17 protein-coding genes are annotated in these 18,262 nt (G+C 32.3%); 11 read left to right on the forward strand and 6 right to left on the reverse strand.

Going from position 1 to position 18,262, the window contains the following annotated elements; all coding sequences use genetic code 11:
• Positions 1-53: 53 nt before the first annotated feature.
• Complete coding sequence (argS, locus tag B0I03_RS07520) at positions 54-1,832, reverse strand: arginine--tRNA ligase (RefSeq protein ID WP_111566840.1); 1,779 nt, start codon at positions 1,830-1,832, stop codon at positions 54-56.
• A 168-nt stretch (positions 1,833-2,000) separates the two neighbouring features.
• On the opposite strand from argS, the gene B0I03_RS07525 reads away from it, so the two are divergent.
• Positions 2,001-4,400, forward strand: coding sequence for an outer membrane beta-barrel family protein (locus B0I03_RS07525; protein ID WP_111566841.1), 2,400 nt, complete (start codon positions 2,001-2,003; stop codon positions 4,398-4,400).
• Between the two features lie 118 nt (positions 4,401-4,518).
• Here the strand turns inward: B0I03_RS07525 and B0I03_RS07530 are convergent, their stop codons facing one another.
• Both B0I03_RS07530 and B0I03_RS07535 read right to left on the reverse strand, forming a co-directional pair.
• Positions 4,519-5,526, reverse strand: coding sequence for a 3-oxoacyl-ACP synthase III family protein (locus tag B0I03_RS07530; protein WP_111566842.1), 1,008 nt, complete (start codon positions 5,524-5,526; stop codon positions 4,519-4,521).
• Positions 5,527-5,658: 132 nt separating this feature from the next.
• Complete coding sequence (locus tag B0I03_RS07535) at positions 5,659-5,991, reverse strand: YegP family protein (RefSeq protein ID WP_026724533.1); 333 nt, start codon at positions 5,989-5,991, stop codon at positions 5,659-5,661.
• 117 nt (positions 5,992-6,108) lie between these two features.
• Between B0I03_RS07535 and B0I03_RS07540 the strand changes: the two genes are divergently transcribed.
• On the forward strand, positions 6,109-8,520 hold the full coding sequence (locus B0I03_RS07540; protein ID WP_111566843.1) for a S9 family peptidase: 2,412 nt from the start codon (positions 6,109-6,111) through the stop codon (positions 8,518-8,520).
• A gap of 85 nt (positions 8,521-8,605) precedes the next feature.
• Here B0I03_RS07540 and B0I03_RS07545 read toward each other — a convergent pair whose 3' ends face one another.
• Both B0I03_RS07545 and B0I03_RS07550 read right to left on the reverse strand, forming a co-directional pair.
• Positions 8,606-8,989, reverse strand: coding sequence for an endonuclease domain-containing protein (locus B0I03_RS07545; RefSeq protein ID WP_111566844.1), 384 nt, complete (start codon positions 8,987-8,989; stop codon positions 8,606-8,608).
• Between the two features lie 41 nt (positions 8,990-9,030).
• Positions 9,031-9,951, reverse strand: a complete 921-nt coding sequence (locus tag B0I03_RS07550; RefSeq protein ID WP_111566845.1) for an ABC transporter ATP-binding protein — start codon at positions 9,949-9,951, stop codon at positions 9,031-9,033.
• A gap of 116 nt (positions 9,952-10,067) precedes the next feature.
• Between B0I03_RS07550 and B0I03_RS07555 the strand changes: the two genes are divergently transcribed.
• The 7 genes from B0I03_RS07555 (at position 10,068) to B0I03_RS07585 (ending at position 15,698) form a co-directional block, all read left to right on the forward strand.
• Positions 10,068-10,670: a hypothetical protein gene (locus tag B0I03_RS07555; protein WP_111566846.1), complete on the forward strand. Its 603-nt coding sequence runs from the start codon at positions 10,068-10,070 to the stop codon at positions 10,668-10,670.
• 143 nt (positions 10,671-10,813) lie between these two features.
• The gene (htpG, locus tag B0I03_RS07560; RefSeq protein ID WP_111566847.1) at positions 10,814-12,697 is read left to right on the forward strand and encodes a molecular chaperone HtpG; all 1,884 of its coding nucleotides are present in this window, start codon (positions 10,814-10,816) and stop codon (positions 12,695-12,697) included.
• 69 nt (positions 12,698-12,766) lie between these two features.
• Positions 12,767-12,967 (forward strand): hypothetical protein, encoded by a 201-nt coding sequence (locus tag B0I03_RS07565; RefSeq protein ID WP_111566848.1) that lies wholly within the window; start codon positions 12,767-12,769, stop codon positions 12,965-12,967.
• 86 nt (positions 12,968-13,053) lie between these two features.
• Entirely contained in the window at positions 13,054-13,491 is a 438-nt protein-coding gene (locus tag B0I03_RS07570) for an SRPBCC domain-containing protein (protein ID WP_111566849.1), read from the forward strand.
• Positions 13,491-14,417 (forward strand): TolB family protein, encoded by a 927-nt coding sequence (locus tag B0I03_RS07575; protein ID WP_111566850.1) that lies wholly within the window; start codon positions 13,491-13,493, stop codon positions 14,415-14,417. The genes B0I03_RS07570 and B0I03_RS07575 overlap by 1 nt, the downstream gene beginning before the upstream one ends.
• Before the next feature lie 2 nt (positions 14,418-14,419).
• Positions 14,420-14,818, forward strand: coding sequence for a DUF2721 domain-containing protein (locus tag B0I03_RS07580; protein ID WP_111566851.1), 399 nt, complete (start codon positions 14,420-14,422; stop codon positions 14,816-14,818).
• A 58-nt stretch (positions 14,819-14,876) separates the two neighbouring features.
• Positions 14,877-15,698, forward strand: a complete 822-nt coding sequence (locus B0I03_RS07585) for a hypothetical protein (protein WP_146603273.1) — start codon at positions 14,877-14,879, stop codon at positions 15,696-15,698.
• Positions 15,699-15,746: 48 nt separating this feature from the next.
• Here B0I03_RS07585 and B0I03_RS07590 read toward each other — a convergent pair whose 3' ends face one another.
• Positions 15,747-16,343 carry a murein L,D-transpeptidase catalytic domain-containing protein gene (locus B0I03_RS07590; protein WP_111566853.1) on the reverse strand — a complete coding sequence of 199 codons (597 nt, stop codon included), beginning with the start codon at positions 16,341-16,343 and terminating at the stop codon, positions 15,747-15,749.
• Positions 16,344-16,502: 159 nt separating this feature from the next.
• Here B0I03_RS07590 and B0I03_RS07595 point away from each other — a divergent pair, with 159 nt between their 5' ends.
• Entirely contained in the window at positions 16,503-17,411 is a 909-nt protein-coding gene (locus B0I03_RS07595) for an EamA family transporter (RefSeq protein ID WP_111566854.1), read from the forward strand.
• 111 nt (positions 17,412-17,522) lie between these two features.
• Positions 17,523-18,224, forward strand: a complete 702-nt coding sequence (gene aqpZ / locus B0I03_RS07600; protein WP_111566855.1) for an aquaporin Z — start codon at positions 17,523-17,525, stop codon at positions 18,222-18,224.
• Positions 18,225-18,262 lie beyond the last annotated feature (38 nt).

Raw genomic sequence — 18,262 nt, forward strand, 5'->3', positions numbered from 1 at the left:
TCGATATTTAAACAAGGAATATACAACTTGGAATTGTGAATGTTGAAATATTTTTACATACGCTCAGGAACTTCAATCCCTAATAACTGAAATGCATTTTTGATGGTGTTTCCAACCGATTTAGACAATTGTACTCGAAACACTTTTTTATCGTGATTTTCTTCTCCTAAAATCGAAACTTGTTGATAGAATGAGTTAAATTCTTTCACCAAATCATACGTATAATTCGCAATCAACGCCGGACTGTGATTTTCTGCAGCATTTTGAATTACTTCAGGGAATAACTGCACTTGTTTGATTAATTCTTTCTCCTTTTCATGCAATTCTAATCCTGAAATTGAAATTGAAGTATCAAAATCAGCTTTTCTTAAAATCGACTGAATACGAGCGTATGTATATTGGATGAATGGTCCAGTATTTCCAGCAAAATCGACTGATTCTTCTGGATTGAACATCATTTGTTTTTTCGGATCAACTTTCAACATATAATATTTCAACGCACCTAAACCGATTGTTTTGAATAAAACCGCTTTTTCCTCTTCAGAATAGCCATCTAATTTTCCTAATTCTTCCGAAATAGTTTGTGCAGTAGTCGTCATTTCTGCCATTAAATCATCTGCATCTACAACGGTTCCTTCACGCGATTTCATTTTTCCAGAAGGTAATTCTACCATTCCGTAAGATAAATGATACAAGCTATCCGCCCAATCAAATCCTAGCTTTTTCAAGATTAAGAACAATACTTTGAAATGGTAATCTTGCTCGTTTCCTACGGTGTACACCATTCCACCAACATCTGGAAAGTCTTTCACACGTTGGATAGCTGTTCCAATATCTTGCGTCATGTAAACAGCAGTTCCGTCAGAACGAAGCACGATTTTTCTATCTAAACCATCCGCTGTTAAATCAATCCAAACTGAACCATCTGGATCTTTCTCGAAAATGCCTTTTTCTAAACCAAATTGCACTACTTCTTTTCCAAGCAAATAGGTATTGGATTCATAATAATAGCTATCAAAATCAACGCCAAGATTTTTATACGTTTGAGCAAAACCATCATACACCCATTGGTTCATGGTTTTCCAAAGTTCGATAACTTCTGGTTTTCCATTTTCCCAATCTAAAAGCATTTGTTGTGCTTCTAAAATAGATGGCGCTAGTTTTTTTGCTTCGTCTTCGGTTTTACCTTGAGCGATTAATTCTGAAATTTCTTTTTTGTATTGCTTGTCGAATTCTACATAGAAATTCCCAACCAATTTATCACCTTTTAATCCAGTCGAAGCAGGCGTTTGTCCGTTTCCGAATTTCTGCCAAGCCAACATTGATTTACAGATATGAATTCCTCTATCGTTGATGATTTGGGTTTTGTATACTTTTTTTCCTGAAGCTTTTAAAATTTCAGCAACCGAATAACCCAATAAATTATTTCTGATGTGACCTAAATGCAAAGGTTTGTTGGTATTTGGTGAAGAGTATTCTACCATTACCGCTTTTTCTCCTTCTTTTGGAGCTACAAAACCAAAGGTTTCGTTATTTTTTATAGTATTGAAAAATTCCACATAAAAAGCATCCGAAATCACGATATTTAAAAATCCGCCTACTACATTGAACTTAGAAACTTCATTTAAGTTTGCTACTAAGTAATTTCCGATCTGATTTCCGATTTCAACTGGGTTGCCTTTTAATGCTTTTACCAAAGGAAAAACTACCATAGTAATATCACCTTCGAACTCTTTCCTAGTAGCTTGAAATTCAACTTTTTCAATAGAAATATTGAACAATTCAAGAACCGCTTTTTGGATGTGTGTTGTTAATGTGTGATGTAATGTCATTTTACCTTATTTTTTTGAACGTGCAAAGGTAATAAATAGTAGTTTGCGATTAGTAAATAGTGATTAGTTTTTTTTTGATTAAAAAAATATTTCAAAAATACTGTAACAATTAACAATTGTTGAAGTCTATTAAACACAATCATCAATCATATAATTAAAAACAAACAAATGAAACTTAAATTAATTATTACCTGTTTTTTGTGTTCCATTGCTTTTGGATTTGCACAAAATTCGGGAACTATCAAAGGAAAGGTTATTGACAAAAAAACTAATGAGCCTTTACCTTACGTTAACATTATTCTTAAAGATAATGACAAGATTGTTACAGGAGGTGTAACCACAGAAGACGGAAATTTTGCCATCAACAAATTAGCCATACAAAAATACACTGTCGAAATTCAATTTATTGGATACACAACGGTTGTAAAAAACATTGATTTGACTGCTGATGCTAATCAAAACTTAGGAACAATTGCTATTCTAGAAGATATATCCGAATTAAAAGATGTTGAAGTGGTTGCAGAGCGTTCAAACATGGTGCAAAAAATTGATAGAAAAGTAATTAACGTTGGTAAAGATTTAATTGCTTCTGGAACTACTGCTTCTGAAATTATGAATAATATCCCAACAGTAAGCATTGACCCTCAAACGAAAGAAATTAGTATGAGAGGAAACAGCAATGTTCGTGTACTTATCGATGGAAAACCCTCGAATGTTTCGGTGGAGCAATTGTTACAACAAATTCCATCGGCTTCAATTAAACAAATTGAGTTGATTACAAATCCTTCGGCAAAATATAATCCAGAAGGAATGAGCGGAATCATCAATATTATTTTGCATAAAAATTCACAAGATGGTTTTAATGGTTCCTTAAACACAGGTGTTACTTTCGGAATTACGCCAAAAACCAACTCGGCTTTAAACATGAATTACCGCGTAGGAAAAGTAAATTTTTACACCAATTATGGTTTTAATCACGGAATTAACGCAAACAATGGTTATGTAGAAAGCGAGAGAACTAATGAAGAAAATCGTCAAGATTTTAATTTCCGAAATAAAAATAATTCGCATCTATTAAAACTAGGAATGGATTATTACATCAACGAAAAAAACACAATTTCCGCTTATACAAACCAAAGTTTTACTTATGGTTCTGGTACAGGTTTAACAACTATTATTTATGACGATCCTGTTGCAAACGACAATATAATTCAGTATTTTGATAGCAAAGGTGATAATAAAAATCAAACCTATGATTTAGTTTACAAACATGATTTTGATAAAAAAGACGAAAATTTAGAGCTTCAATTAAATTATTCTCATACAGAAAATAATGAAAATACCTTGTACGAGGAAACATCAAGCTTGGATAGAACTAACATAGTTCCTGGAACAACTGATTATTTTCAGTTTAATGCCGATTATGTGAATCCGATAACTGAAACTACAAAATTAGAATTAGGAGTTGAAACAAGAATTCAAAATTCGGGTAACCGTTTTTATGACGACAACCCTAGTGCTATAAGCGCTAATAATTCGTTTGAATTTGGAAGAAATATTTATTCAGCTTATGCTAATTTAGGAAAACAAATTGGAAAATGGAGTGGTCAACTTGGGGTGCGTTTAGAATATTTTGACTTGGATGCTGATTTTGCCATCAACGAGACAAATCCTAGTTTTACTGATGCTCAAAACATTTCTGACGACTTATTTACAGCTTATCCATCAGCATTTTTAACGTATACGGCAAACGATAAAAACTCATTCAATTTCAATTATTCAAGACGTGTTGACCGACCAAGTATTGGACAAATTAGCCCAATTAGAGAATGGACAACGCCTTTAATGGAATCAAGAGGAAATCCAGCTTTAGTACCACAATTCACTAATTCATTCGAAATTAATTATACTAGAACTACAAAAATTGGTTCAATAACAAGTGGTGTTTTCTACAGAAGTATTTCTGATGAAATTTCGAGAGTGGTTTTCAACGATCCTAACAATCCAAACCGTAACATTTTATCTTATGACAACTTTGATAACAATGATGCTTTTGGAATTGAAACTTCTGGAAATTTAAAATTCGCAAAATGGTGGGCTGTTAATGCTAGTTCAGATGTGTATTTTAAAACTGCAAAAGGAACCGTACAAAATGCAAATACTAATACAATAGAAAACAAAGAAGTTGATGTTGTAACTTTTAATGTTAGAATGAACAATACATTTACTGTTACTAAAGATTTACGTTTTCAATTATTTGGAATGTACAGAGGTAAAGATAGAGGATTACAATATGACAGATTAGAAATGTACAAAATGGATTTTGGAGCAACCTATAACATTTTAAAAGGAAAAGGAACTATTACAGCTCGTTACAATGACGTTTTTGAAAATATGCGTTTTGCTTTTGATGGTAATATTCCGTTTAGACAGCAAGGAGCTTTTTACTGGGAAAGTCAAACTTTTTACGTAGGATTCAACTACATTTTTGGTGGTGGAAAAAACCGTGCTTTAGCTAGAAAACAAAGAGATGCTAATGAAGTACAAAGCGGTGGCGGAATGTTCTAGCCACCCCTAACCCCTCCAAAGGAGGGGGATTTATAAACCATAAAAAAAGCGTTCTGAAATTTTCAGAACGCTTTTTTTATAATAATCTTTTCTCTTGCTTCTTGCTTCTTTTCTCTTACTACCATCTAATAATCACACTTCCCCAAGTAAATCCAGAACCAAAAGCAGCTAAAACCACTAAATCGCCTGATTTGATTTTACCTTGTTCCCAAGCTTCAGTTAAAGCAATTGGAATAGAGGCTGCAGTGGTATTGCCGTATTTTTGAATGTTATTAAAAACTTGGTCATCTGTTAAACGGAATTTCTGTTGAATGAATTGTGAGATTCTCAGATTCGCTTGATGTGGCACCAACATATTAATATCCGAAACTTGTAAATTATTGGCTTGTAACCCTTCGTTAATGACTTCGCTAAAACGAACTACTGCATTTTTAAATACAAATTGTCCGTTCATGTATGGATAATAACTTTCATCATTTGGATCATTATCAGCGATAATATCGGTTACCCAACGTTTCCCCATCCCTGGAGCAATTAATGATAATTCCTCAGCATGTTGCCCTTCAGAATGTAAGTGAGTAGACAAAATTCCTTTAGTCAAATCTTCTTCTCTCGAAACTACAGCTGCGCCAGCACCATCACCAAAAATTACTGAAACTCCTCTACCGCGAGTTGTCATATCCAAACCAGTTGAATGCAATTCCGAACCAATAACTAAAACGTTTTTATACATTCCCGTTTTGATGTATTGGTCTGCAATCGAAATCGCATACACAAATCCAGAACATTGATTACGAACATCTAAAGCACCAACCGTTCTTAAACCTAAATCGCGTTGTACTAAAACACCTGGACCTGGAAAATAATAATCGGGACTCAACGTAGCGAAAATGACAAAATCGATATCTTCTTTTGAAACTCCAGAACGTTCAATAGCAATCTGAGCTGCTTTTACACCCATTGAAGTGGTTGTATCTTCTCCTCTTATAATATGACGACGCTCTTGAATTCCTGTTCTTTCTTGAATCCATTCGTCGTTTGTTTCCATTATTTTTGACAAATCATCATTAGTTACCACATTATCAGGAACGTAATAACCTAAACCCGTAATTTTTGAATGATACATATTTTTCTTTCTAAATTAAGCAACAAAAATACGAAATTATTAATTTGGAATCTTTTTTTTGTTGTTTTGACAAATCTAAAAACAAAAAGTGTCTACTTTTAGGTAGACACTTTATAAATCTATTTATTAAAATTACGCTGTTTGATCATCAACCGAAGCATCTGGAGCATTTTTTGCTACAGAAGCAATTCCGTTATCTCTTGAAGCAGTACTTTCATACATTTCGCTTGTCCCAATAATTTGACCGTTAGTAGCTTTCAAATTAAAATAGAATTTACCATTTTTTGATTCTAACTTATCAAAACGTGCTTCATCTTGTGAATTTTTCTTCACAGATTCAACGCCATTTAAACAAGCTGCTTTAGTTGTATATCCTTCACTAGCTAAGATTTCTTGACCATTACCAGCTTTTAAGCTAAATTGAAATTCTCCGTTTTTTCTTGTTGAAATTACAAATTTTCCCATAATTTAAAATGTTTTTATTGTTTTAACGAATCATAAAGATAAGAAAAATTAACAAATAATTGTAAAAAAATTGTAACTAAAAAAATAATTTTAGAGCAAATTATAAAACCAAAAACAATGAAACTAAAACTCCTTTCTTTGTTTGTTTTTGTGGGAACATTCTCAACAATAGCACAAGAAAATGTAACGTATCAAAAGCCATCAGCAGAAATTTTAGCTTTGGCTGATTATGAAAGAGCACCATCTGTAAGTATGGATACCAAGAAAGAATACATGCTTTTAAGTTATCGAAATACATACAAAACATTAGACGATTTAAATCAGACCGAAATGAAATTAGGAGGATTACGCATCAATCCTGTAACCAATATTTCGAGTACAGTAACCTATATCAACAATCTAAAGATTAGAAAAATCAAAGACAAAAACGAAATTCAAGTTAGCGGACTACCTGCAAATGCTCGAATTACTAACATTTCTTGGTCACCAAACGAAAAGAAAATTGCTTTTACTAACACCACGAATCAAGGCGTGGAACTTTGGTTTATTGATGTAGCAACGGCAACCGCTAAAAAGCTAACTTCTGATAATTTGAATGCGAATTTAGGAAGTCCGTTCAACTGGATGAAAGACAACGAAACTTTATTGGTGAAAATGTTACCAAAAAACCGTCCAGCGTTAATCGACAGTAATAAAGACATACCAAAAGGACCAACAGTTTCAACTAGTGACGGTTCAAAATCTCAAAATAGAACGTATCAAGATTTATTAAAAAATAAAACAGATGAAGCTAATTTTGATGCATTAGTAACTTCGGAATTATACAAAGTTAGTCTTTCTGGAAATGCAACTTTATTTAAAACTGCTGACATTTACGCAGGAGAAAGTTTTTCTCCAGACGGAAATTATTTAATGTTGACTACCATACAAAAACCATACTCTTATATTGTACCATTGAGCCGTTTTCCACAAAAAACAACGGTTTACGATGCGAATGGAAAAGAAGTAAAAGTGGTAAACGAAGTACCTCTAACTGAAATTATGCCGAAAGGTTTTTCATCGGTAAGAAAAGGAAAAAGAAGCATGGGATGGAGAGCTGACAAACCAGCAACTTTATACTTTGTGGAAGCTTTAGATGGTGGAGACCAAGCAGTGAAAGTAGATTTCAGAGATGAAGTTTTCTTATGGCAAGCTCCATTTACATCAAATCCTACAAGTTTAATCAAAACGCAACAACGTTATGGAGGCATCATGTGGGCAAACGATAACATTGCGATTGTAGCAGATTCTTGGTATGATACCAGAAATACAAAAGCGTATTTATTCAATCCATCCAATTTAGCTGTAGCTCCAAAAATCATTGAAGACAGAAATTCACAAGACATCTACTCTGATCCAGGGAATTTCGAAATGAAAAAGAATGAATTTGGAAGATACGTTATCGCCATAGAAAACAACAAAGGTTATTTAATTGGTGACGGACATACAAAAGAAGGACAATTCCCTTTTATTGACGAGTATGATTTCAATACGTTGAAAAAAACGAGATTGTACACATCAAATATGAAAGACAAAAAAGAAGATTTAATGTCGATCGAAGATTTCAAAAAGGGAGATGTTTTAGTAATGATCCAATCTAAAAACGAATATCCTAATTACTATTTTAGAAATATCAAATCAAAAAACAAATTAACTCCGATTACCGCTTTCAAAAACCCATTCGAGAGTATTAAAAACGTTCATAAAGAAGTTATCAAATATAAAAGAAAAGATGGCGTTGAACTTTCGGGAACATTATATTTACCTGTAGGTTATGATAAAACTAAAAAAGAGAAATTACCTTTATTAATTTGGGCTTACCCAGCAGAATACAAAGACAAAAATTCGGCAGGACAAAACGATAAAAATCCAAATGAATTCACGTTCCCTAACTATGGTTCGTTTGTATATTGGGTAACCAAAGGTTATGCGGTTTTAGATGATGCGGCTTTCCCTATTATTGGAGAAGGAACAACAGAACCTAACGACACATTTATTCCTCAATTAGTTGCTAATGCGGAAGCAGCGATTGATGCTGTGGATAAATTAGGCTACATCAATCGTAAAAAAGTAGCTATTGGAGGACACTCTTATGGTGCTTTTATGACGGCTAACTTGTTAACACATTCCAATTTATTTGCTTGTGGAATTGCAAGAAGTGGTGCTTACAACAGAACATTAACGCCTTTTGGATTCCAAAGTGAACAACGTAATTACTGGGATGTTCCTGGAGTTTACAACGGAATGTCGCCATTTATGAATGCAGAAAAAATGAAAACACCATTATTATTAGTTCATGGTGAAGCCGATAACAATCCTGGAACTTTCACATTACAATCGGAGCGTTATTTCCAAGCATTAAAAGGATTAGGAGGACCAGCAAGATTAGTGATTTTACCAAAAGAAAGTCACGGTTATGTGGCTAAAGAAAACATCTTACATTTATTGTGGGAACAAGATCAATTCTTAGAAAAATATTTAAAGAATTAGAGAATAGAAAATAGACCTTTGAACAATTGTTTGAAGGTCTATTTTTTTACATCCCCCTACCCCCCTTCGAAGGGGGGAACTTTTTCTACGAATCACTATTCAGTTCTTTAATTTTCGCAGATAACTCGTTTAAGACGTGATGACTATATTGGAGCACTTCATCATTTGTAAACCTTAGAAAAACAACTCCATGTTGTTCTAATTCCCCTTGTCGTTTTGCGTCCTCCAAAAAAGCATTATCATGAATAGTTCCATCTAATTCAATTGCTAAACCAATTTCATGACAATAAAAATCCACAATATAATTTAACATTGGAACTTGTCTATGAAATTCTACACCTAAAGATTTACCTTTCACCTTTTTCCAAAATACAATTTCAGCTGGTGTGCTATTTTTTCTTAATTCTCTAGCCAACTCTTTTAATTTTGGATTGTAGGGGATAATTTTGTTTCTCTTAATTTCTTTCATATCCTTTTGTAATTCCCCCTTTGAAGGGGGCTAGGGGGATGTTACACTTTTTTCAAACAAACCACTTCCCCATTCTCCAAAATCGTATCATTTTCGAAAAACAGATTTTGATTACCAAATTTTGCTTCTATCAAGTAATGACTTCCTCTGAAATAGGAGTTGACAATCTCAACTTTTATATCAGAATTAATCGAAACTTTTAATTGATGCGGATAAACATATTTTAGTTCTCCGTTGATTTCAATTTCGTTTACATCACCAAACAACGAAGCCACATATTTGTCTCTTGGATTATCATAAATAAATTTTGGAATACCGCTTTCAATAATTTTTCCGTCTTTAATAATCGCTACCTCATCGGCAAAAGCTAAAACATCGGTACTATCATGAGTAGCTACAATACAAGTAATTTGTTGTTCTTTTAAATAGCCAAAAAGTTTTCTTCTGAGACTATTTTTTCTAAAATTATCGATGTGACTAAAAGGTTCGTCTAACAACAAAACTTCTGGTTCTAACGCTAAAACTCTAGCAATGGCAACTCGTTGCATTTGACCACCACTTAAAAACTTAGCTTTTACATTGGCATATTCGGTCATTTCTACAATTTCTAGTAGTTCCGAAATACGTGCTTGCTTGTCTTCTGGAAAAAAATTTGAAAGATACTTTCCAACATTTTCAGCTACTGTTATAAAAGGCATCAAATCAAAATCTTGTGCTAAATACTTCATGAAAGGCATTCCTGGAATCAAATGATGTTTTGGCCCCAAAACTTCCATATCATTCCAAAAAATCTGTCCTTCATCTAAGTCATACAAACCGTAAATTAATTTTAATAACGTACTTTTCCCACAACCGCTTTCACCAATTAAAGCCAAATTTTTCCCTTTTGATAGCGAAAAATTTATTTGCTTTAACACCAAACTTTCTTGATAAGAAAAATGAATATCTTTAATCTGCAGCATCTTTTTTTTTACAAAGTAAATTATAAAAAACAACTCTTTAATTTTTTTAAAAAAATATTTTTTAAAACCTACATTTAATTCTATATTGCGTCACCCAAATTAACCTTAAAATACCAATGAAAAAAACTTACTTTATCATAGCAGCTTTGCTATGCGTTCTATTTATTCCAAAAAATTCTTATTCGCAAGTTGGAATTGAAGTCAATTACGGTCTTAATGGCGTTTTTGAACCAAGTATAAACGATTTATCACATTTTGGCGGTGCCATTACCTATGATTTTGATGAAACATACGGAATGAAAATTGATTTTGCTTCAGATAAATTTAGAACAAAAAATCCTTTATTTACTGAAGAAACTGGAATTGATGTTACTCGAATCTCACTTCAAGGAACAATGAATGTTTCAACCGCATTTACAAGAGCTAGAAGTTATGATTTCTTCAATTTATTAGCTCATGCTGGTGCTGGATATTCTTTAGTAAAATCGAGTTATAACGCTGGAAACGACAATTTAATTAATGTTGTTATGGGATTAACTCCTAGATTTAAAATTACAGATGGACTTTATTTTGCAGTGGACACATCTGTTATTTTAAACATTTCTCAACATTATAATTTTGATGGAAGCTTTGCATATTCAGACAATGTAAACTCATTCACTGGAATTACTTATAATGTTACAGGTGGAATAATCTATAAATTCAACGAATACTATTAAAATTAGAACTTAACCAACTTTTAATTTTACATCCCAGTTCTTTTAGAATTGGGATTTTTTTATGTCAATTTGTCACCAATTTTAGTTTGGTATTTATTTTGAAAGCTAGATAACATCAAATTGTTTAACTAAAATTTTAAAATATGGCATCAGGAAAAATTAATGTTTCAGTAGAAAACATCTTTCCCTTAATCAAAAAGTTTTTGTACAGCGACCACGAAATTTTTCTTCGTGAATTAGTATCGAATGCAACCGACGCTACTTTAAAATTAAAACATTTAACCAGCATTGGCGAAGCAAAAGTAGAATATGGTAATCCTATCATTGAAGTAAAAATCGATAAAGATGGTAAAAAATTACACATCATCGACCAAGGTTTAGGAATGACAGCCGATGAAGTGGAAAAATACATCAACCAAATTGCGTTCTCAGGAGCTGAAGAATTTTTAGAAAAATATAAAGATTCTGCCAAAGATTCAGGTGTAATTGGTCATTTTGGATTAGGATTTTACTCAGCATTCATGGTAGCTGAAAAAGTAGAAATCATAACTAAATCATACAAAGATGAACCAGCAGCACATTGGACATGCGATGGAAGTCCAGAATTCACTTTAACTTCTCATGATAAAACAGAAAGAGGTTCAGAAATCATTTTACATATCGCAGATGATTCAGTAGAATTTTTAGAAGAATTCAAAATACGTGAACTGTTAACTAAGTATAACAAATTCATGCCGATTCCGATTAAATTTGGAACGAAAAAAGAAGCACTTCCAAAACCAGAAGATGCTCCAGAAGATTACAAAACAGAATATATTGACGTAGATAACATCATCAACAATCCAAATCCGGCTTGGACAAAACAACCAAGTGATTTATCGGAAGAAGATTATAAAAATTTCTATCGCGAATTGTATCCAATGCAATTTGATGAACCGTTATTCAACATTCACTTAAATGTAGATTATCCGTTCAACTTGACAGGAATTTTATATTTCCCAAAAATGGGAGCTGATTTACAATTGCAGAAAGATAAAATTCAATTGTACCAAAATCAGGTGTATGTAACGGATAACGTAGAAGGAATTGTTCCTGAATTTTTAGGAATGTTAAAAGGTGTGATTGATTCGCCAGATATTCCATTAAACGTATCGCGTTCCTATTTGCAAGCCGATGGAAATGTGAAGAAAATTTCGAATTACATCACTCGTAAAGTAGCGGATAAATTAAAGTCGTTATTCAACGAAAACCGTGAAGATTTCGAACAAAAATGGAACGATATTAAAATTGTATTGGAATACGGAATGCTTTCAGAACCAAAATTCTATGAAAAAGCAGGTGATTTCGTTTTATATCCAACAACTGAAGACAAATATTACACATTAGCAGAATTAAAAGAAGCTATTGCACCAAATCAAACCGACAAAAATGGAAAGTTAGTTGTGCTTTATGCTTCAAATAAAGACGCACAACACAGCTACATTGATATTGCTAAAGAAAAAGGCTATCAAGTGTTATTGTTAGATTCTCCAATTGTATCGCATTTGATTCAAAAATTAGAAGCGGATAATGAAAATTTAACTTTTGCTAGAGTTGATGCCGATCATATCGATAAATTAATTCAGAAAGACAAAGAAACGATTTCGAAATTATCGGATGACGAAAAAGAAAAACTAAAAACGTCTATTGAAACGATGGTTCCAAAAGAAAACTACACGGTTCAATTGGAAAATTTAGATAGTAATGCTTCCCCATTCATCATCACCCAACCAGAATTTATGCGTAGAATGAAAGAAATGAGTGCAACTGGTGGTGGCGGAATGTTTGGCATGGGCAACTTCCCAGATATGTATAATTTAGTAGTAAACACGAATTCAGAATTAGCAACAACTATTTTAAATAGTCCAGAAGACGCTCAAAAAGACTTAGTAAAACAAGCTTTAGATTTAGCCAAACTTTCACAAGGATTGCTTAAAGGTGAAGAATTGACGGCTTTTGTAAAGAGAAGTTTTGAAACGTTGAAATAGCTTTCAGATTTTCAGAAAGTATACTAAAGTTAATTTTATGTCGTTAAAAAGGTATTAAACTCACCAATTATGAAGAAAAAAATTTTAAACATTTTAACTGTTGCTTTAGCAATAACAACTTTAGGATTTATTGCCGATGGCGATGTTAAAGAACCAAATGTATTAATGCTATTTTTTGAATTTTTTATGATGACAGGAATTGTTTTTACCTTAATTTCTATAATTTATTTTAGTTATGCTTTTGCAAAAAAGAATTTATTGAAAGCCTAAAGATAAATTTAAATCAATTATTAATCCTGACAGGTTTCAAAACCTGTCAGGATTTTTTGTTAACTTTGATTACCAAACTAAGAACTATGAAAAAATTAACATTCGAAATCGAAATAAACGCTCCAACTGATAAAGTATGGAACGCCATGTGGGAAGACGAAAATTATAAAAAATGGACTTCCGCTTTCTGTGAAGGTTCGTATGCAAAATCTTCTTGGAAACAAGGCGAACGCATTCATTTTTTAGATCCAAATGGGAATGGTATGTATAGCGAAATATCGACTTTAGTTAAGAATGAGAAAATGTATTTTACTCACATTGGTAATATCAAAGATTTTGAAGAACAACCTTTAGACGAAGACACAAAAGCTTGGACTGGTGCTCAAGAAAATTACGAAATAATTAAAGTTGGAAATCTTTCAAAAGTTGTAGTAACTCTTGATATAGTTGATGAACATGCTAATTATTTTTTAGAATCTTTCCCAAAAGGATTAGCTACAATTAAAGAAATCGCTGAGAAATAATGAAAGTACCTTTTCAAATCATTTTTGTTCTGTTTTTGGGAGTTTTTGGTTTTTCTCAAGAAAATTCAAAACCAATACCGGCATGTGAATTTTTAACAAAATATCAAAACGTTCGTGATTTTACGATTTCAAAGAATCAGGATGAAATTTATTTTTCAATTCAAAGTCCAACAGAAGACCGTGCGGTGATTGCCGTAACTAAGAAAAAGAAAAACAAATGGCAAGAACCTGAAATGACTTCTTTTTCAGGAAAATTCAGAAACATCGAACCTTTTCTTTCACCCGATGGTTTACGCTTGTATTTCGCTTCAAATCGACCAATTGACGAAACAACTACTAAGGCAAAAGATTATGATATTTGGTATGTAGAACGAAAAGATCTTAAAAGCGATTGGTCGAAACCAATAAACATTGGTGCTACAGTAAACTCTGCTAAAGATGAATTTTATCCATGTGTCACAACAAATGGAAATTTATATTTTACTTCGGATGCGATAAAAACCCTTGGAAAAGATGATATTTTAGTATGCAAATGGGATGGAAAACAATATACCGAACCTGAAAATTTAGGCATGAACATCAATTCAACAGGATACGAATTTAACGCCTTTGTGAGTCCGAATGAGGAATTCATTATTTACACTTGTTACGGAAGACCAGATGGTTTAGGAAGTGGTGATTTATACATCAGTTACAAAAATAACAAAGGAAATTGGGACGAACCTAAGAACTTAGGAGAAAAAATCAATTCCAAGCAAATGGATTATTGTCCGTTTTACGATGCGTATACTCAAACATTGTATTTCACTAGTAAAAGAACATCTGCAATTGAAAAAACATTCGCCAATTTACGTGAATTTGAAACCGAAATTTCTAAGTATGAAAACGGATTTAGTAGAATTTACAAATATCAAATAAAGTTATAATCATGACACTTTCAATAGAAACTCCTGCATTATTATTCTCTGCAACTTCGTTAATTCTTTTAGCTTACACAAATCGATTTTTAACAATCGCTCAAATCATTCGAAACCTGAAGAAAAACTACGACGACAATCACAATAAAAACATTCTTCTAGAAATCAAAAATCTTAATCTTAGGCTGACGCTTATTCGTTACATGCAATTGTTTGGCGTAATGTGTTTGTTTTTATCGGTTTTTGCGATGCTACTTTTATATATAAGTCAAGAAACTGTTGGAATTTATTTATTTGGAGCCAGTTTACTTTGCTTATTGATTTCTCTGGGAATCTCTTTTTGGGAAATCAGTATTTCGGTTAATGCTTTGAGAGTTCATTTGAAGGATTTATCAGAAGATGCTGAATAATCTATATTAAACCTTTTTTAACATTACTAGTCTAATTAGTAAACTCAAAACAAAGAATATGAAAAATTTAAAAATTTACAGCTTAGGACTACTAATTATGAGTCTTCTCTCTTGTAGTAAGGAAGATTTAGTAGTTGACAGAGAATTAGTTAATGCCTCTGCAGATATAGAATTCACTAATGAAACCGATTTTAATTCTGGAATAGAAGCTGCGAGTGACAATTCTTCATTTTCAAATCGAAATTCTGAAATCAATAATACGTTAGCTTCTTGCGCTACTGTTACTGTTGATAATACTACTCCTGGTGTATTTCCAAAAACTTTTACTATTGATTTTGGAACAGGTTGTATTTCTAACGGAATAACAAGATCTGGAAGTATAACAGTAACTATTACTGATTACATAATGAACTCAGGAAGCATTACAACAATTGTTAGAGGAAACAATTATTACATTAATGGAAGAAAAGTAGAAGGTACTATTGTTTATGAAAATACAACTACTAACGCTGCTACTCCTCAATGGAACAGAACTATAACTAATGGAAAAATAACTAACAATGCTGGTGTTGTTTATAATCATTCAGGAACAAGAACAGTAAAACAAATTGCGGGTGTAAACACTTTAGCTTTGCTTGATAATATTTATGAAGTTACTACAGGAAATCATACGGTTTCAAAAAATAATGGTGCAACATTAACCGTTACAGTTGTTCAGCCTTTGATAAAAAAATATGCATGTGCTCATGTTTCTCAAGGACAGTTAGATTTACAAGGAAGTGTTTTAGATGGAATTTTAGATTATGGTGACAATATCTGTGACTATTTTGCTACTTATACCCATTCTAACGGTGTTGTTTATGATATTACACTCTTATAAAAATATTCATTAAAAAATCTCGTTTAAAGCAATTTTAAACGAGATTTTTTATTCTACAATCCACAACAAAACTGGTTTTTCAGATTTTTGCAAGCGAACATCTAATTTTCCCATAAATGCATCGGAAACGGCTGGACAACCCCAACTCAATGGTGAGTATTTTGGATACACTTCTTTATTTTTAACTGCACTCCAAGAATGCAAAACTACTACTCTTTTCTCCGCATTTTTGTTTGAAGCTTCTAATCCGTGTAACCAATATTTCACGTTGATTCCCCAAGAACTATAATCGCGATTTCCAATTTTATATTTTCCTTTCATGGAGCAATGACTATCTACTCTATTATCGAATTTTACTTTTTCCCATTTATTTGGATTTTCTTCAAATTGATCACAACTTCCATGAGTTACCAAATTTTTATCCAAAACTTTCTTGGTTGTAAAATCATAAATAAAAAAACGATTCTTCCCAGAATGCACACTCAAATCAACTAAAAAATAATAATCTTCATTATATTGATTCTCCTTACAAAATTCCTTTGCTTCTTTATGAAAAGAATTATAATCTTTTACCGCTAAAGTTTCAACTTCCGAATTATTACAACATAAAAAACAAACTGCTATCAATAGTAAAAAATGCTTCATAGAAATGGGATTAAATTATCATAACTCCACTATCTGATTTTTATTTAGAAATGCAATGTTAAATTCTTACTAAAATTCAATCATCAAAAAAATCTTTTTCTTTTATCTATTCTCTTTTTTCTTTTTACCCTATCTTTGCGCCCCTTAAAAATTTAGGATATGTCAAACAACAATATAATTAAAGGTGTTTTTTTAGTAGCTCTTGGAGCAACAAGCTACGGAATGCTAGCTACATTTGTAAAACTGGCTTATAAAGAAGAATTTACTACTGCCGAAGTAACTTCGTCACAATTTATTTTAGGAATTATTGGAATTTTAATTATTAATTTATTCCAAAGAACTAAAAACAAAAATACAGCCGTAAAAGCTTCTCCAAAAAACATTTTCCAGTTAATGTTAGCTGGAACTTCTTTAGGAATGACCAGTGTTTTCTATTATTTAGCTGTAAAATACATTCCCGTTTCTATTGGAATTGTTCTATTGATGCAAACCGTTTGGATGGGCGTTTTATTAGAATGGTTTTTGGATAAAAAAGCACCATCTTTCCAAAAAATAATTTCTGTTATTATTGTTTTAATTGGAACTGCTTTAGCGATTAATATTTTCAAAATTGATTTCAATGACCCAACAATTGATTGGACAAACGGATTATTCTGGGGATTATTAGCAGCTGCTTCTTTTACTACAACTATGTTTACAGCAAACAAAGTCGCATTAGGCATTTCGTCTGCTCAAAGAAGTTTGTATATGTTGTTAGGTGGAGCAGTTATCGTATTTGGTTTCAGCTTATACACGCAAGTAACTCCATTTAACTTTGAAATTTTTGCGAAATGGGGAATTGTTTTAGCTTTATTTGGAACAATAATTCCACCCATGTTATTAAACGCTGGTTTTCCTCATACGGGAATTGGATTAGGTAGTATTGTATCTTCGCTTGAGTTACCGGTTTCGGTTATGATGGCATATTTCTTATTAAACGAACAAGTTTTATTAATTCAATGGATTGGAATTCTGTTAATAATTACTGCAATTGTTATTATGAACATTCAGTTCAAGAAAAAGAAATAACACGAAATAGACTGTTAATAACTTTATTTTCAAGCATCTAAAACAAAATACTTTTTTATTAAATTTAGTTAGATAACCATTACAAGAAATTGTAACTAAAACTATTTAACTATGAGAAAATTATTAGCTGAATTTTTCGGAACCTTTTGGTTGGTATTTGGTGGCTGTGGCGCAGCGGTTTTTGCAGCTGGAGTTCCCGATATCGGAATTGGATTAGTAGGTGTTTCCCTAGCATTTGGACTAACCGTTTTAACAATGGCTTATGCTGTTGGACATATTTCTGGCGGTCATTTTAATCCTGCTGTAACTTTAGGATTATGGGCAAGCGGACGTTTTTCTTCAAAAGAAATTTTGCCTTACATTGTTTCACAAGTAATAGGAGCAACAGTAGCTGCTGGTGCTTTATACTTTATTTTAAATGGTGGTGATGCTTTCTCTTCAGAAGGTGCTGGTGCATTTGCAACTAATTTCTACGAATCAGAAGTCTATAATGGCAGAGGTTATAGTATGATGGCTGCTTTCTTAACCGAATTTATTCTAACAATGTTTTTCTTAATTATCATTTTAGGAGCAACCGATAAATTGGCCAACGGAAAATTTGCTGGAATTGCAATTGGTTTAGCTTTAACATTAATTCACTTAATTAGTATTCCAATTACAAACACATCTGTAAATCCTGCTCGTTCTACTTCACAAGCGTTGTTTGTTCAAGGAGAAGCTTTGAGTCAATTATGGTTGTTTTGGGTAGCACCAATTGCTGGAGCTATTGTTGCTGGATATATCTACAAAAATTTATTACAAGACAACAAATAACTTTCCCCATAAAATAGTAAATTAGCGATGTTAATCAT

The organism is Flavobacterium aquaticum (assembly GCF_003259835.1).
GTDB lineage: Bacteria > Bacteroidota > Bacteroidia > Flavobacteriales > Flavobacteriaceae > Flavobacterium > Flavobacterium aquaticum.

Coding starts and splice junctions, on each gene's coding strand:
- argS (WP_111566840.1), bottom strand. CDS start 1,832: ATGACATTACATCACACATTAACAACACACATCCAAAAAGCGGTTCTT.
- B0I03_RS07585 (WP_146603273.1), top strand. CDS start 14,877: ATGAAAAATTTAAAAATTTACAGCTTAGGACTACTAATTATGAGTCTT.
- B0I03_RS07540 (WP_111566843.1), top strand. CDS start 6,109: ATGAAACTAAAACTCCTTTCTTTGTTTGTTTTTGTGGGAACATTCTCA.
- B0I03_RS07590 (WP_111566853.1), bottom strand. CDS start 16,343: ATGAAGCATTTTTTACTATTGATAGCAGTTTGTTTTTTATGTTGTAAT.
- B0I03_RS07570 (WP_111566849.1), top strand. CDS start 13,054: ATGAAAAAATTAACATTCGAAATCGAAATAAACGCTCCAACTGATAAA.
- B0I03_RS07535 (WP_026724533.1), bottom strand. CDS start 5,991: ATGGGAAAATTTGTAATTTCAACAAGAAAAAACGGAGAATTTCAATTT.
- B0I03_RS07550 (WP_111566845.1), bottom strand. CDS start 9,951: ATGCTGCAGATTAAAGATATTCATTTTTCTTATCAAGAAAGTTTGGTG.
- B0I03_RS07545 (WP_111566844.1), bottom strand. CDS start 8,989: ATGAAAGAAATTAAGAGAAACAAAATTATCCCCTACAATCCAAAATTA.
- B0I03_RS07575 (WP_111566850.1), top strand. CDS start 13,491: ATGAAAGTACCTTTTCAAATCATTTTTGTTCTGTTTTTGGGAGTTTTT.
- B0I03_RS07525 (WP_111566841.1), top strand. CDS start 2,001: ATGAAACTTAAATTAATTATTACCTGTTTTTTGTGTTCCATTGCTTTT.
- B0I03_RS07555 (WP_111566846.1), top strand. CDS start 10,068: ATGAAAAAAACTTACTTTATCATAGCAGCTTTGCTATGCGTTCTATTT.
- B0I03_RS07565 (WP_111566848.1), top strand. CDS start 12,767: ATGAAGAAAAAAATTTTAAACATTTTAACTGTTGCTTTAGCAATAACA.
- B0I03_RS07580 (WP_111566851.1), top strand. CDS start 14,420: ATGACACTTTCAATAGAAACTCCTGCATTATTATTCTCTGCAACTTCG.
- B0I03_RS07530 (WP_111566842.1), bottom strand. CDS start 5,526: ATGTATCATTCAAAAATTACGGGTTTAGGTTATTACGTTCCTGATAAT.
- aqpZ (WP_111566855.1), top strand. CDS start 17,523: ATGAGAAAATTATTAGCTGAATTTTTCGGAACCTTTTGGTTGGTATTT.
- B0I03_RS07595 (WP_111566854.1), top strand. CDS start 16,503: ATGTCAAACAACAATATAATTAAAGGTGTTTTTTTAGTAGCTCTTGGA.
- htpG (WP_111566847.1), top strand. CDS start 10,814: ATGGCATCAGGAAAAATTAATGTTTCAGTAGAAAACATCTTTCCCTTA.